Origin of the sequence: Nonomuraea salmonea, assembly GCF_042428605.1 — a bacterium.
Classification (GTDB): domain Bacteria; phylum Actinomycetota; class Actinomycetes; order Streptosporangiales; family Streptosporangiaceae; genus Nonomuraea; species Nonomuraea salmonea.
Genome location: NZ_JBHMCF010000029.1, coordinates 487,179 through 501,868 on the forward strand (window position 1 = coordinate 487,179; position 14,690 = coordinate 501,868).

The following is a 14,690-nucleotide window of genomic DNA, read 5'->3' on the forward strand; positions in this document are numbered from 1 at the left end:
GCTGCGACGGTGCGCGCGATCTTGCGGAGACGGCCGCTGACCAGTCCTTTCAGCCCCGGTTCACTCCTGGGGCGGTGTTCGCGCGGGCGCCGTCTCAGGGATCTCTCAGGTGTGGAAAGTAGGCTCACCACATGAAGCGTGTGGCCGCTCTGGTAGTGGCACTCGCCCTCATCGGGGTGGCGACATGGCTCGTGTGGCCGTCGGCGCCCCAGGTGCGGGGCCAAGACCAGCAGATAACCGTCGTCGACGGACCGTCGGACGACCAACGGGTCGAACTCGACACGACGTTCTTCCCGCCGCCAGAAGGCGGAAAAGCGCCCGTCATCCTGCTCGCCCACGGTTTCGGCGGCAGCAAGCAGAGCATGCGGGACCAAGCGGTCCGCCTCGCCCAGCAGGGCTACGGCGTGCTGACGTGGTCGGCGCGCGGCTTCGGCCGTTCCGGCGGCCAGATCGCGCTCAACTCGCCCGACTACGAGGTCAAAGACGTCAAGCAGCTGATCGACTGGCTCGCCAAGCGTCCCGACGTGCAGCTCGACGCGGCGGGCGACCCGCGCGTGGGCATCGCGGGCGGCTCCTACGGCGGCGCCATCGCGCTGATGACGGCGGCGTACGACCAGCGCGTCGATGCGATCGTCCCGCAGATCACCTGGTCCGACCTGGCCGACGCGCTGTTCCCCAACGCGGCCGCGCCGAGCTCGGGCGAGCCGGCCGGCGGGGTCTTCAAGCGCATGTGGGCCGGCATCTTCTTCGGCCAGGGCGTCTCGCTCGACGCCTCGTCGCTGCTGGGCCGGCGCGAGGCCGCCGCGCCGCTGACTCCTGAGCAGGCGCGGTGCGGCAGGTTCCTGCCCGCCATCTGCGACGTCTACCAGCAGGTCGCCACCGACGGCCGGGCCACGCCCGAGGCGGTGGCGCTGCTGCGCAAGTCCAGCCCCGTCACGGTGGCCGGGCAGATCAAGGCGCCGACGCTGCTCATCCAGGGGCAGCGCGACTCGCTGTTCCCGATCGGCCACGCCGACGCCAACGCCAAGGCCATCGCCGCCGCCGGCACGCCGGTGAGCATCGCCTGGTTCGACGGCGGGCACGACGGCGGCAACGGCGAGGCCGACTGGCTGTTCGAGCAGACCTCGGCCTGGTTCGGCCGCTACCTCAAGGGCGAGGGCTCGGGTGACGCCGCGACGCCGGTGAGCGCGTTCACGGTGACCCGCGACGGCGGACGCGACCCCGGCACCCGCCAGCGCATCCGCCTCCACCCGGAGGCCGACTCCTATCCCGGCCTGACCGGCACCGACACCACCGCGGTCGAGCTGAGCGGCCCCGCCCAGAACATCGTCAACCCGCCGGGCGGCGCGCCCGCCTCCATCTCCACGGTGCCCGGCATCGGCGGCCTGCTGGGCGGTCAGGGCGTCGGCGTCTCCCTCGACATGCCGGGCCAGAGCGCCGCCTTCGAATCCCGGCCGCTCACCGAGCCGCTCCAGCTCACGGGCAGCCCGACCGTCAAGGTCACGGTGACCGGCAAGGGCGAGGCGACGCTGTTCGCCAAGCTCTACGACGTGGCCGACGCCCTCCAGCCGCCCACCCTGCCCGCGGGGCTGGTGGCGCCGTTCCGGGTGACCATCCCCGAGGGCGCGGGCAGCGCCGAGGCGACGATCACGCTGCCGGCAGTCGACCACCGCTTCGCCGTGGGCCACCGCCTGCGCCTGGTGGTGACGACGACCGACATGGGCTTCGCGACGCCGGCCCAGCCCGCCGCGTACCAGGTGGCGCTGGCCTCCCCGGCCCTGACCGTCCCCACGGTCTCCACGCTGGCCGCCGCGCCGACGGGAGTCGCGTGGTGGGTGTGGGCGATGCCGCTGGCCGCCATCGTGGTCGCCGCCGTCATCCTGGCGACGGGCCGCACCACCTCCCGCCGCCGCCCGGCCTCTCCCGCCAAGCCCGCCCCCTCCGACGCCACCGACGCCACCGACGCGAAGGAGCGCGCGACCACCGCCGTCACGGCCGACCTCACCACCGCCGGAACGTCCGGAAGCACGGCCGGTCCGAACGGCCGAACACACGCGCACGACGCGTCCGGTGACGCCACCTCCGGCGACACCGCCGCCATCGGCACTTCCGGCGCGGTGGTCCGCCCCAACGGCAAGACGCACGATCTCGACGTGGCCGGTGACGCCGCCGCACCCAGCGAGGATGCGGGAAGTCGCGAGGTCGCGGTGGCCGGTGCGGGAGTGCCGCTGGAGATCAGTGGGCTGACCAAGGCGTACAGGAATGGTGAGCTGGCCGTCGACAACCTGTCGTTCCGCGTCGAGCAGGGCCAGGTGCTGGGGCTGCTCGGCCCCAACGGCGCCGGCAAGACGACGACGATGCGGATGATGATGGGCCTCATCCAGCCCGACGCGGGCGAGATCCGCATCTTCGGCGAGCGGGTGACGCCCGGCGCGCCCGTGCTGTCGAGGCTGGGGTCGTTCGTCGAGGGGCCGGGGTTTCTGCCGCATCTGTCGGGGCGCGACAACGTCCAGCTCTACTGGGCGGCCACCGGCAGGCCCACCGCCGACGCCCACTTCGACGAGGCGCTGGAGATCGCCGGTCTCGGAAAGGCGCTGGAGCGGGCCGTACGCACCTACTCGCAGGGCATGCGGCAACGGCTGGCCATCGCCCAGGCGATGCTCGGCCTGCCCGACCTGCTCGTGCTCGACGAACCCACCAACGGGCTCGACCCACCCCAGATCCGGGAGATGCGCGAGGTGCTCAAGCGCTACGCGCGCGACGGCCGTACCGTGATCGTCTCCAGCCACATGCTGGCCGAGGTCGAGCAGGCCTGCAGCCACGTCGTGGTGATGCAGCGCGGCCGGCTGGTCTCGACCGGCCCCGTCTCGCGGCTGCTCAGCTCGGCCGCGACCGGCAACGGTCACGGGCCGCGCCTGGAAGACGTGTTCCTCGACCTCATCGGAGACAAGGGATGACCACCGCGACCGGTTACGCGCCCCGCCGCACGCTGCCGCTGCGGGTGGAGATCGTCAGGCAGTTCAAGCGGCGGCGGACGATCGGCATGTTCGCGCTGCTGCTGGCGTTGCCGTGGATCCTGGTGATCGCGTTCCAGTTCGGGCCGCAGTCGAGCGGGCAGGGGCAGTCGTCGCTGCGCATCTCCGACCTGGCCACCGAGAGCGGCCTCAACTTCGCCGCCTTCGCCCTGTCGGTGTCGGCCAGCTTCCTGCTGGTGGTGGCGGTGGCGCTGTTCTGCGGCGACACCGTGGCCAGCGAGGCCAACTGGTCGTCGCTGCGCTACCTGCTGGCGGCGCCGGTCCCCCGCGACCGGCTGCTGCGCCAGAAGCTGATCGTCGCGCTCGGCTACTCGGCGGCGGCGGTGATCTGCCTGCCGCTGATGGCGCTGCTCGCGGGCACGCTGGCGTTCGGCTGGGACGACATCCAGGTGCCGGGCACGGGTGAGGTCATCCCGGCGTTCGACGTCCTGCCCCGGTTCGGGATCGTCATCGGGTACGCCCTGGTCAGCCAGCTCGTGGTGGCCGCTCTGGCCTTCCTCATCTCCACGATGACCGACTCGCCGCTCGGCGCGGTGGGCGGGGCCGTCGGGCTGTGGATCGTCTGCACGATCCTGCAGGCGGTCGAGGCGCTGGGGTCGCTGCGCGAGTTCCTGCCGACGTTCTGGAACAACGCCTGGCTCGACGCCCTGGCGCCCGAGCTCGACTGGAGCGGCATGGTCAAGGGCGCCTCGGTCTCGATCACGTACGCCGCGATCCTGATCGCCATCGCCTTCCGCCGCTTCCGCAGAAAGGACGTAGTGAGCTGACGCTCCCGCTCCTCCCCTGACCTCGGGGGCCACCAGACGATCGATGGCGGGGCACCCGGCGCTTGTGGCCGGGCACCCCGCCGTCGACGTCAGGCACCTGCTCCGCCGTTCTGGAGGCGCGGCAGTCCTGGCCCCCTGTTGGGCGTCAGTCGAGCCAGGCGAAGGACTTCGTTACTGCCTTCTTCCAGCCGGCGTAGCCTTCCTCGCGTTGTTCCTGTGTCCAGGTTGGTTCCCAGCGGCGGTCTTCTGCCCAGTGGGTGCGGAGTTCGGTGGTGTCTCTCCAGTAGCCGACAGCCAGGCCCGCCGCGTACGCGGCGCCCAGGGCCGTGGTCTCCGAGACCGTGGGGCGGCTGACGGGGACGCCGAGGATGTCGGACTGGAGTTGCATGCACAGGTCGTTCGAGGTGACGCCGCCGTCCACGCGCAGGACGTCCAGGACGACCCCCGAGTCGCGCTGCATGGCCTCCACCACGTCGCGGCTCTGGTAGCAGATGGCCTCCAGGGTCGCGCGGGCGATGTGGGCGTCGGTGTTGTAGCGGGACAGGCCGACGATGGCGCCGCGGGCGTCGGCCCGCCAGTACGGCGCGAACAACCCGGAGAAGGCGGGCACGAAGTAGACGCCCCCGTTGTCGGGCACCTGCCGCGCGAGCGTCTCGCTCTGCGGGGCGGAGGTGATGATGTGGAGCTGGTCGCGCAGCCATTGGACGGCGGAGCCCGTGACGGCGATGGAGCCCTCCAGCGCGTAGACGGCCGGCTGGTCGCCGAACTTGTAGGCGACGGTGGTGAGCAGGCCGCTCTCGGAGCGTACGCGGGAGGTGCCGGTGTTGAGCAGCAGGAAGTTGCCGGTGCCGTAGGTGTTCTTGGCCTCGCCGGGCGAGAAGCAGACCTGGCCGACGGTGGCCGCCTGCTGGTCGCCGAGGATGGCGGTGATGGGCACCTCGCCGCCGACCGGGCCGTACCCGAGCGTGACGCCGTAGTGGGAGGGGTCGGCGGAGGGGCGGATCTCGGGGAGCATGGCGCGCGGGATGCCGAAGAAGGACAGCAGCTCGTCGTCCCAGTCGAGGGTGTCGAGGTCCATGAGCATCGTGCGGCTGGCGTTGGTGACGTCGGTGATGTGCACGCCACCGTTGACGCCGCCGGTGAGGTTCCACAGGGTCCAGGTGTCGGTGTTGCCGAAGACGGCCTCACCGCGGTCGACGGCCTCGCGGACGCCGTCCACGTTCTCGAGGATCCATTGGATCTTGCCGCCGGAGAAGTACGCCTCGGGCCGCAGCCCCGTCCTGTCGCGGATGACCTGGCCGCGGCCGTCGCGTTCGAGTGCGGCGGCGATGCGGTCGGTACGGGTGTCCTGCCAGACGATGGCGTTGTAGTAGGGGCGGCCGGTGCGCGGGTTCCACACGACGGTGGTCTCGCGCTGGTTGGTGACGCCGAGCGCGGCGAGGTCGCTGTGGTGCAGGCGGGTGCGCTGGAGGGTGGTCTGGATGACGGCGGCGGTGCGCGTCCAGATCTCGATCGGGTTGTGCTCGACCCAACCGGCTCTGGGCAGGATCTGCTCGTGTTCGAGCTGGTATTTGGCGTATTCGGCGCCATCGTGATCGAAGATCATGAAGCGGGTGCTGGTGGTGCCCTGGTCCACCGCGCCGACGAAATCAGGCATGGCTCACTCTCAATCTGACGGCTTCACGGTGTCGCGGTCCTCGCCCTGCGGCAGGAAGCGGGCGATGCACAGCTGGTAGAGAGCGGCTCCGAGCGCTGCGCCGACCAGCGGGCCGACGATGGGGACCCACCAGTACGGGTCGCCGTACTGATCTCGCCAGGCCCCGTCGTAGCCGGTGAGCCAGCTGGCCAGTCGGGGGCCGAAGTCGCGGGCCGGGTTGATGGCGTAGCCGGCGTCGGTGCCGAACGACATGCCGATCCCGACGATGAGCAGGCCGATGATGAACGGCCCCAGGTTCGCCCCCGGTGCCATGTTGAGGACGTCGGAGAGCGCGAAGAGGACGAACAGCAGGATCGCGGTGCCGATGATCTGGTCGCGCAGCCCGCCCCACATGGAGACCGGCAGGGTGCCGTTGCCCGGCAGGGTGGAGAAGACGATCTGGGTCTTGATCGTGTGGCCGGGGTCGGCCATGGCCAGGACCTCGGTGTAGTTCCAGCGCACGATGAGCGCGCCGACGAACGCGCCGAGTGTCTGCGCCAGCGCGTACGGCAGCACCTTCGGCCACGGGAACCCCCGGAACAGCGCGAACCCCAGGGTCACGGCCGGGTTGATGTGGGCTCCCGTCGTGCGGCCCGCGACGTACACGCCGAGCGTCACGCCGATGCCCCACGCCCACGCGATGCTGTCGTGGTCGCCCAGCTCGGCGGCGATGACCTGCGCGACGACGCCGCAGCCGAACAGGATGAGCACCATCGTGCCGAGGAACTCCGCGATGAGCTCCCCTGTCAGCTTCCGCTGGGTGAGCAGATGCGCCACCGATCCACCTCCTTGCCGTGCTTGTCTGCTTTCCCGATCAACGGGCGCCGCATACGGCATGTGGTGGATAGGTTGCGCAAAGTGCTGGAGGGTGGACCTCTCAGAGAGCGCGGGTGAAGGTGACCAGGCTGGTGCCGGGGCCGTTGTAGCCGGGCACGGGGTCGCTGACCGTGAAGCCCATCCGCTGGTGGAACGCGATCGACGTCGCGTTGGCGGAGGACGTGACCGCGCGGACGACGTGGCGGCCGTGCTCGCGGGCGAGGGCGAAGAAGCGCTCGTAGAGGGTGCGGGCGAGGCCGCTGCGCCTGGCCGCAGGGTGCACGCCGGCGAAGTGGATGTACGCCTCGCCGGGCAGGGACGGCGAAGGGAAGCCGATCAGGAAGCCGGCCAGGTCGCCGGAGCTCTCGGCGACGAGGCTGGTGGCGTGGAAGTGGTCGAGGAAGAGCCGCGGGAGCGCGGCGCGGACCGGCCGGCCCCACCAGTCGTCGACCACGGCGGCGATGGCGTCGTAGTCGGCCGGTGCGGCGGGGCGGAAATCGTAAGGGGGCACCTGGTCAGTCCCAGTGCGGGGGGCGGTTCTCCAGGTAGAAGGTGTCGTCGTCGGTGTCGCGCCACTCGCCCCAGCCGAGGTCGGTGTCGTCGGAGGTCTGGTCGGGTAGGAATTCCTTCACGTCGTACATGCTACCGAGGCGTACAAACCTGTCCCCGGTGTGTCCGCTGGATCAAGGACAGTTCGCAAGGTCAGCGGTACGATGCGTAGGCAGGTGTCGCCGATCCCCCCGTGAGGCTGCTCATGGCCACCCCGACAGGCTGGCGGCGAGAAGGCAATCTACCGGCGGAGCTGACCAGCTTCATCGGCAGGACACGTCTCCTCGCCAACCTCAAACGACACCTCAACGAGTCACGCCTGGTGACCGTGACCGGCATCGGTGGTGTCGGCAAGTCGCGCACGGTGCTGCGCCTGGCCCATCAGGTGCGCGCCCACTACCCCGACGGCGTGTGGTTCGCCGATCTCGCCCGGCTGCAGGACGCGGGCATGGTCAAGCACACGATCGCCTCGGCGCTCGGCATCGCCGACCAGTCTTCGCGCACGGAGTCGGAGTCGCTGTCGGAGTGGGTCGGCGAGCGCGACATGCTGCTCATCATCGACACCTGCGAGCACCTGGTGCAGGGCTGCGCCGAGCTGGTGCACGAGCTGCTGGAGGCGGCGCCCAACCTCAAGGTGCTGGCCACCAGCCGCCAGTCGCTGCACCTGCCTTACGAGCACGTCGTGCCGGTGCCGCCGCTGCAGGTGCCGGGCGACGACCCGGCCGAGAACCTGTTCACCAACGAGTCGGTGCAGCTGTTCGCGGCCCGCGCGAGCGCCAGTGTGCCCGACTTCGTGCTCGACGAGGACAACATCGGCCCGGTGGCCGAGCTGTGCCGCAGGCTCGACGGCATCCCGCTGGCGATCGAGCTGGCGGCGGTGCGGCTGCGCGCGCTGTCGGTGGAGCAGATCCTGGGCCTGCTGGCCGACCGGTTCAGCCTGCTGGCGGGCGCGAGCCGCACGGCGCTGCCCCGGCACCAGACGCTGCGCGCGGCGATCGGCTGGAGCCACGAGCTGTGCGAGCCGGCCGAGCGGCTGCTGTGGGCGCGGCTGTCGGTCTTCGCCGGTGACTTCGAGCTCGACGCGGCCCGGTTCGTCTGCTCCGACGGGCGGCTGCCGTCGGAGGACATCACCGACCTGGTGACGGGCCTGGTGGAGAAGTCGATCCTGCTGATCAGGAGCAACCACGCGGGCGTGCGCTACAAGCTGATCGACACGCTGGCCGAATACGGCGAGGAGTGGCTGGAGAAGCTGGGCCAGACGGAGCAGCTGCGCCAGCGCCATCTGGAGTATTACCTGAGCCTCGCGCAGCGCAGCGAGGACGCCTGGTCGGGGCCGCGGCAGATCTACTGGTTCGTCCGCATGCGGCAGGAGCACGACAACATCCGTCTCGCGCTGGAGCACACGCTGTCCACGCCGGGTAAGGAGCCGCTGGCGCTCACCCTGCTGGCGTCGCTGTGGTTCATGTGGGTGTGCTGCGGGTTCGCCCGCGAGGGCCGCCTTTACTTGGAGCGGGCGCTGGAGGCCAATCCCACGGTGAGCAAGGAGCGTTGCAAGGCGCTGTGGGTGCTCTCCTATGTGCGTAGTGCTCAGGGCGACATCGTGGGCGCGCGTGAGACGGCTGAGGCCTGCAGCGTCGAGGCCGTTCGGGTGGGCGACTCCCGAGCCGTGATCTTGGGTTCCAAGATGCAGGGCACGGCCGCGATGCTGCAGGGCGACCTGCAGAAGGCAAGCGCCCTGCTCGGTGTGGCCATCGAGTTCAACACGGATAACAAGGAGCTCAACCCGGGGCTGCTCCCCGCCATCGTAGAGCTTTCCATCGTCCTCACCGAACAAGGGAGCATGCACGAGGCCGAGTCACTGTTGCTGGACTGTCTGCAGGTCTGCCGCGAGCGCGGGGAGCTGTGGCTGAGCTCGTACGCGCACTGGGCGTTGTCGCTGCCGATGATGGCGATGAACCGGCTGAACGAGGCGCTGGCGACGGCTCAGGAGGCGCTGCGCATCAAGCGCTACTTCCACGACACCGTCGGCACACTCATGGCACTCGAGACGATCGCCAAGATCTACTCGGCCCTGGGCGAGGCCGAGCGCGCAACGCTTCTGCTCGGTGCGCTGCATCAGAACTGCCGCTCCTCCGGCCTGCCCATGCTCGGTGCCCCGTTCCTCACGGCCACTCACGAGAAATGCGTCAAGGAGTGCAAGAGTCTCCTCGGTGAGGACCGCTACAAATTGGCATTTGAGGCGGGCGCAGAACTGGACCTGGACCAGGTAGTCGCAACCGTACAGGATGACCCACACAGCACCTAAATCGCCCAGGCCGTAACCTTTTTCCTTCTGGCCCGTTATTGCGTAAATGATTCGGCAAATTCGGCTTCGGGTAGGCCCCACAAGAACGACATCTGCCCCAACGAGGGGTATTTGCCACGGTTGCCGTGGGGAGGCTGCGCACTCATGCCCGAACTACCACCGGTTTCGTTACCCACCCCTTCTATCCCGTACCCGTCGAAGATCAATCCCTTCGAGGCCGTTGCGGCCGAGCGCACCATCGCCTGGGCTCAGCAGCTGAGACTCATCGCGGATGAGACCGCAGCCTCGCGCTTCGCTGGGGAGTCGTATTCCCGGCTCGTCGCCAGGCTGTATCCCGAGGCGTCGGTGCCGGTCCTGGCGCTGGCCGCCGACCTCAACAGCTGGTTCCACGTCTACGACGACCAGTTCGAGCTGGCCGACGTGGGCTCCAACCCCGATCTGGCGCGGCGCATGGCGGACAAGTTCCGTGCGGTGCTGAACGGCGAACCGCTGCCTGCCACCGCAGGACCGATACTCCACGGGTTGGCCGATATCCGTGACCGTATGCTCCTACACGCCAGCGCCCAGTGGTGGAACCGCTTCGCCACCCACCTTCAGGACTGCTTCGAAACGGCCCAGTGGGAGGTCGACAACCGCACGAGGGGCGAGGTCCCCGATCCCGACAGTTACGTCGAGCACAAGCTCAATATCGCCTATGTCCCGCCCTCGTTCGACCTCATCGAACTCGCCGAGCAGTTCGAGGTGCCCGACGACATCCGCGCCTCGGCCGTGTACCGCACTCTCGTCCACGAGGCCGGACACGTGGTGGTCTGCACCAACGATCTGATCGGCTTACGGCGTGAGCTGCTGCAAGGGGAATTCCACAACCTCGTCATCGTCTATTGGAAGGCCTTGGACTGTCCTCTTCAGGTTGCCGTCGAAATGGTCAACCAGAAGATCTCCGAGCGTATACGCGTCTTCGAAGCGGCCAAGGCAGACCTCCAGCACACGTTCGACGAACTCGGCACCGACCAGAATCGCCGGCACGGCACCCTCCGCTGCGTAACAGGGCTCGAGAACTGGATGCGCGGTTACCTCGACTGGGCCAAGGAGACGCGCCGATTCGCCGACCCGGTGCTGCGCGGACAGATCACCGGCTTCCAGCGCGAGCTGGCCGACTAAGACGATGTCACTGATTACCATGCGGGCGGTGTTCGCGACGAAGAGCGCCCGCATGGCATCAACGTCTGCCTGGATCGGCGGTGTGGGCACGACCGTGATGAGCCGTCTGCAGCAGCGAAGTGTCACCTTGCCGTCTGCCGGGCCCCCGAACCCCGCCCGAGGCGTACGCGTGCTGTGAACGCGGTGTCGCCCGCTCTGACCAGGTAGATCGAGGTCCTCCTGGATGTCTCCGCCCTTAGGGCCTTCGTCCATACAAAACGGTTCTCCCGATAGGGTGCCCTGCACGGAATCGTTCCGACGCGCCGTAGGTTCTGGTGAAGAGTACCTAGGGAAAGGCTGTCCAACCGTGTTCGACCCGAAGGATCTCTACGAGCTCGCAGACGACGCGCCCGAGCTGCCCGATCCGGTGTTGCTGTACCACTTCGACGGTTTCGTCGACGCGGGCGGTGCCGGACGTCTCGCGCTGGGCCACCTGCTGGCCGAGCTGGAGCACCGGGTCGTGGCGACGTTCGACGTGGACCGGCTGCTCGACTACCGGTCGCGGCGTCCGATCATGACGTTCGACACCGACCGGTGGGTGGATTGGGAGAGTCCCGAGCTGGCCGTGCACGTCGCCAAGGACGCGACGGGCACGCAGTTCCTGGTGATGAGCGGGCCCGAGCCCGACCGGGAGTGGGAGCTGTTCGCCAAGGCCGTGGCCGAGCTGGTCGAGCGGCTGAACGTGAGCAAGCTGGTGACCCTGCACGGCATCCCCATGGCCGTGCCGCACACCCGGCCGCTCGGCGTCACCGCGCACGCCAGCCGGCCCGAGCTGATCTCCGCGCAGACCAGCGTGTTCGGCCGGGTGCAGGTGCCCGGCAGCGTGGCGGCCCTGCTGGAGCTGCGGCTGGGCGCCAAGGGCCACGACGCCGTGGGCTACGCGGTGCACGTGCCTCACTACCTGTCGCAGGCCGAATACCCGACCGCCGCCGTGGCGGCCCTGGAGGCGGTGACGCGCGGCACGGGGCTGGTCTTCCCGATGGAGTCGCTGCACGACGCCGCCCGGCGTACGACGACGGAGATCGAGGAGCAGATCAAGGCCTCGGCCGAGCTGTCCACCGCGATCACCGGCCTCGAGCAGCAGTACGACGCCTTCGCCGCGGGCGCGGAGCGCGAGAACCTCATGGCCGAGACCACGCCGATGCCCACGGGCGACGAGCTGGCCGCCCAGTTCGAGCGGTTCCTGGCCGAGCGCGACGACGACTAGCGCCGCCTGGAGGGGCGCGCGGACAGCACGGTCGCGAAAGGACGGGCGGATAACCTGGGCCGATGAGCGATCAGGCAGACCGGCCGCAGCCGCGGCGCGCCTCTCAGCCGTCCGCCGGCACGGACATCCGTGTCGGCCTCGTCGGCTACGGCACCGCGGGGGCCTACTTCCACGCCCCGCTGATCCACGCCACCCCCGGCCTGTCCCTGGCCGCCGTCGTGACCAGGAACCCCGATCGCCGGGCCGAGGTCGCCGCCGCGTACGGCGCGGCCGCGGTGGACGACGTGCAGGACCTGTGGGGCCGCTGTGACCTCGTCGTGGTCGCCTCGCCCAACCGCACCCACGTCGCCACGGCCGCGGCGGCGCTCACCGAGGGCCTGCCCGTGGTCGTGGACAAGCCGCTGGCCAGGACCGCCGAGGAGGGGCGCGGGCTGGTCCGCCTGGCCGAGGAGCGTGGTCTCCTGCTGACCGTGTTCCAGAACCGGCGCTGGGACGGCGACTTCCGCACCGTGCGCCGCCTGGCCGGCGAGGGGCTGCTGGGCCGGGTGCTGCGCTTCGAGTCGCGCTTCGAGCGCTGGCGGCCCGTGCCCAAGGGCGGCTGGCGCGAGAGCGGCGGGCCCGATGAGGTGGGCGGGCTGCTGTACGACCTCGGCAGCCACCTGGTGGACCAGGCGCTGCAGCTGCTCGGCCCCGTACGCGCGGTCTACTGCGAGAGCGACGTGCGGCGCGAGGGCGTGGAGGCCGACGACGACACGTTCATCGCGCTCACCCACGCGAGCGGGGCCAGGTCGCATCTGTGGGCCAGCTCGATGGCCGCCCGGCTCGGGCCCAGGTTCCGGGTGCTCGGGTCGGCGGCCGGCTTCGTCAAGTACGGCATGGACGTGCAGGAGGAGCGGCTGCGGGCCGGGATGACGCCCGACGCGCCGGGGTTCGGGGACGACCCGGAGGAGCGCTGGGGCGAGCTGGGCACGGAAGGCGAGCGGCGCGTCGTGCGTACGGAGGCGGGGGCGTACCTGGACTTCTACCGGGAGGTGGCGGCGACGCTGCGCGACGGCGGCCCGCCGCCGGTGGACCCGGCGAGCGCCGTCGAGGCGCTCGCCGTCATCGAGGCCGCCCGCCTGTCGGCCTCCCAGGGCATCGTCGTCCACCTCGGCTGAAGCCCCGGGAAGCCGCTGGGGCCGGCTGCAAGCCCAGGCCGCCGTTCAGGCGGGCTGTCCGGGCGGGCTGTCCGGGCGGGCTGTCCGGGCGGGCTGTCCGGGCGGGCTGTCCGGGCGGGGCCGTCAGTCGCGCAGGCAGGCCCGCAGGGCAGGGCGGTCGTGTCAGCGGTCCAGCCGTTCGCGGCCGTCAGTCGCGCAGGCGGGCGCGCAGGGCGGTCGTGTCGGCGTCGGTCCAGCCGTTCGCGGCCAGCCAGCCCATGGGCCCGCCGAACCGGTCGTCGAGCACGCCCAGGAACTGCTCGATGTAGCGGGCCCGCGGCATGTGGTCGTCGGCCGGGCGCGAGTCGAGGTCGTCGCGGTAGGTGTCGCTGCCGCGCAGCCGCTTGAGAATCAGCTCAAGCCGCTCCCCCGTGGCGACGTAGTCCTCGACGATGGCCTCCCTGGTGGCGCCGGCGACCTCCAGGGCCAGCGCCGCCAGCACGCCGGTGCGGTCCTTGCCCGCCGCGCAGTGCACCAGCGCCGCGCCGTCGTCCAGCGCCATCGCCCGCAGCGCCGCCACCACGCCGTCGGGCCGGTCGCGCAGGTAGCCGAAGTAGAACCCGGTGACCCGCAGCTCCTCGTCGAGCACCCGGTCCGCCCACGGCAGCACCCGCTCGCCGTCGATGCCCTCGGGCGCGACGTCCGCCTCGACGTCGGTGTGCCGGCCGCCCTCGGCGAACAACGTCAGGTGGTGGTGACGCACCTCGGGCACCCGGGTCAGCGGACCGGGCCCCTCCAGCGTCACCTCGGCCGTCGAGCGCAGATCCACGACGTGCCGCAGGTTGAGCTCGCCGACCAGCAGCGCCACGTCGGCGGGCGTCAGGCCCTGCAGGTTGTCGGCGCGGTAGAGCTGGCCGCGACGGGTGCGGCCGCCGTCACGAGTGGGCAATCCGCCCAGGTCACGCGCGTTGACCGCGCCTTCAAGGTCGATCCACCTCGTCATCTCGCTCATTATTACGACCCTATATGTCCGGCAGAACGCAGCGAATTCGAGGTTCATAACGCAGCATGAACGTATGGATCCACGAGCTCTGCCTCCACGGCTGGTGATCGATCCATCGCTGCCCCCGGAGATCTCGGTCGAGTTGCGGTCGAGCCCGCACATCCTCCGCCAGGCTCGGTCGGGCGCGCGAATGGACACCACGCGAAACCCCGCCACCCTGTTCGTCCTGCCGGCCTTCCTGTTGCTGCTGTTCATGCTGACCAGCAGCACGCCCCTGTTCGTCATGGGCACGGGGGTCGGCATGATCGTCGTGATCAGGTGGTTGGCGACGGACGGCACCTACCGCTCGACCAAGCGAAGACTGGGGCTCGCGCGGGCCCACGCCGAGCACTACATCCTTCCGGAGGACCTCGACCACCCCTGCCAGATGCTGCTGCGCAGGGCGCAGAACGCCGTGGAGGCCATTCTCCACTCCAACGTGCACAAGGCCGGGCTCATCGACAGCGTCGACAACCAGGTGTCGCTGCCCGAGGAGGTCTGGCAGATCGCCCAGCGGCTGCGCCGGCTGTCGTCGATGCACGCCGAGCACGGCAAGCTGGTGCCGCGTGAGCTGCCGCCGGACATGGAGGCGGCGTTCAAGCCGTACACGAGCGCGCTGGACGCGGCCTGGACGTCGCTGACGCACCGCGTACGGCATCTGGAGAAGTACGCCAAGCAGGTGCTGAAGGCCGACAAGGTCTACCACGCCCACCTGCGGCTGGAGAAGCTGGCCGCGAAGACGCCGGAATACCAGCAGCTGCTGGCCGAGACCGTGCGCGACGAGCTGGCCCACGGCCGCATCAACGAGCTGTCGGACCAGGCGGCCCATGTGCGCAAGCTGTTCGAGGAGAGCATCCTGCAGGCCAGGCAGACGGCGGGCGAGCTGCTGCGCTCGCCGCTCACCTGAGCTGCTGCGCCCGCCGCTCACCCAGGCCCG

General features: G+C 70.2%; 11 protein-coding genes. 7 read left to right on the forward strand and 4 right to left on the reverse strand.

Annotated features, from left to right (window positions below):
* Positions 1-131 precede the first annotated feature (131 nt).
* Positions 132-2,957 (forward strand): CocE/NonD family hydrolase, encoded by a 2,826-nt coding sequence (locus ACFFR3_RS26365; RefSeq protein WP_345387494.1) that lies wholly within the window; start codon positions 132-134, stop codon positions 2,955-2,957.
* The gene (locus ACFFR3_RS26370) at positions 2,954-3,802 is read left to right on the forward strand and encodes an ABC transporter permease (RefSeq protein WP_364363550.1); all 849 of its coding nucleotides are present in this window, start codon (positions 2,954-2,956) and stop codon (positions 3,800-3,802) included. Before ACFFR3_RS26365 ends, ACFFR3_RS26370 begins: the two co-directional genes overlap by 4 nt.
* A gap of 145 nt (positions 3,803-3,947) precedes the next feature.
* On the opposite strand, the gene glpK is transcribed toward ACFFR3_RS26370, so the two are convergent.
* The 3 genes from glpK to ACFFR3_RS26385 all read right to left on the reverse strand — a co-directional run bounded on the left by glpK (position 3,948) and on the right by ACFFR3_RS26385 (position 6,825).
* A complete protein-coding gene (gene glpK / locus ACFFR3_RS26375; RefSeq protein ID WP_345387500.1) occupies positions 3,948-5,459 on the reverse strand; it encodes a glycerol kinase GlpK in 1,512 nt (503 codons plus the stop codon).
* 9 nt (positions 5,460-5,468) lie between these two features.
* The gene (locus tag ACFFR3_RS26380; protein ID WP_364363547.1) at positions 5,469-6,275 is read right to left on the reverse strand and encodes an MIP/aquaporin family protein; all 807 of its coding nucleotides are present in this window, start codon (positions 6,273-6,275) and stop codon (positions 5,469-5,471) included.
* Positions 6,276-6,375: 100 nt separating this feature from the next.
* Positions 6,376-6,825, reverse strand: a complete 450-nt coding sequence (locus ACFFR3_RS26385; protein ID WP_364363544.1) for a GNAT family N-acetyltransferase — start codon at positions 6,823-6,825, stop codon at positions 6,376-6,378.
* Between the two features lie 243 nt (positions 6,826-7,068).
* On the opposite strand from ACFFR3_RS26385, the gene ACFFR3_RS26390 reads away from it, so the two are divergent.
* From ACFFR3_RS26390 to ACFFR3_RS26405, 4 genes are all read left to right on the forward strand, one after another.
* On the forward strand, positions 7,069-9,168 hold the full coding sequence (locus ACFFR3_RS26390; protein ID WP_379484012.1) for an ATP-binding protein: 2,100 nt from the start codon (positions 7,069-7,071) through the stop codon (positions 9,166-9,168).
* A gap of 144 nt (positions 9,169-9,312) precedes the next feature.
* Positions 9,313-10,329 (forward strand): terpene synthase family protein, encoded by a 1,017-nt coding sequence (locus tag ACFFR3_RS26395; protein WP_345387508.1) that lies wholly within the window; start codon positions 9,313-9,315, stop codon positions 10,327-10,329.
* A gap of 346 nt (positions 10,330-10,675) precedes the next feature.
* A complete protein-coding gene (locus ACFFR3_RS26400) occupies positions 10,676-11,575 on the forward strand; it encodes a proteasome assembly chaperone family protein (protein ID WP_345387510.1) in 900 nt (299 codons plus the stop codon).
* A gap of 62 nt (positions 11,576-11,637) precedes the next feature.
* Positions 11,638-12,732 (forward strand): Gfo/Idh/MocA family oxidoreductase, encoded by a 1,095-nt coding sequence (locus ACFFR3_RS26405; RefSeq protein ID WP_379484013.1) that lies wholly within the window; start codon positions 11,638-11,640, stop codon positions 12,730-12,732.
* Between the two features lie 187 nt (positions 12,733-12,919).
* Here the strand turns inward: ACFFR3_RS26405 and ACFFR3_RS26410 are convergent, their stop codons facing one another.
* Positions 12,920-13,723, reverse strand: a complete 804-nt coding sequence (locus ACFFR3_RS26410; protein ID WP_379484014.1) for a tyrosine-protein phosphatase — start codon at positions 13,721-13,723, stop codon at positions 12,920-12,922.
* A 181-nt stretch (positions 13,724-13,904) separates the two neighbouring features.
* On the opposite strand from ACFFR3_RS26410, the gene ACFFR3_RS26415 reads away from it, so the two are divergent.
* Positions 13,905-14,660: a hypothetical protein gene (locus tag ACFFR3_RS26415; protein WP_364363529.1), complete on the forward strand. Its 756-nt coding sequence runs from the start codon at positions 13,905-13,907 to the stop codon at positions 14,658-14,660.
* The last annotated feature ends 30 nt before the right edge of the window (positions 14,661-14,690 follow it).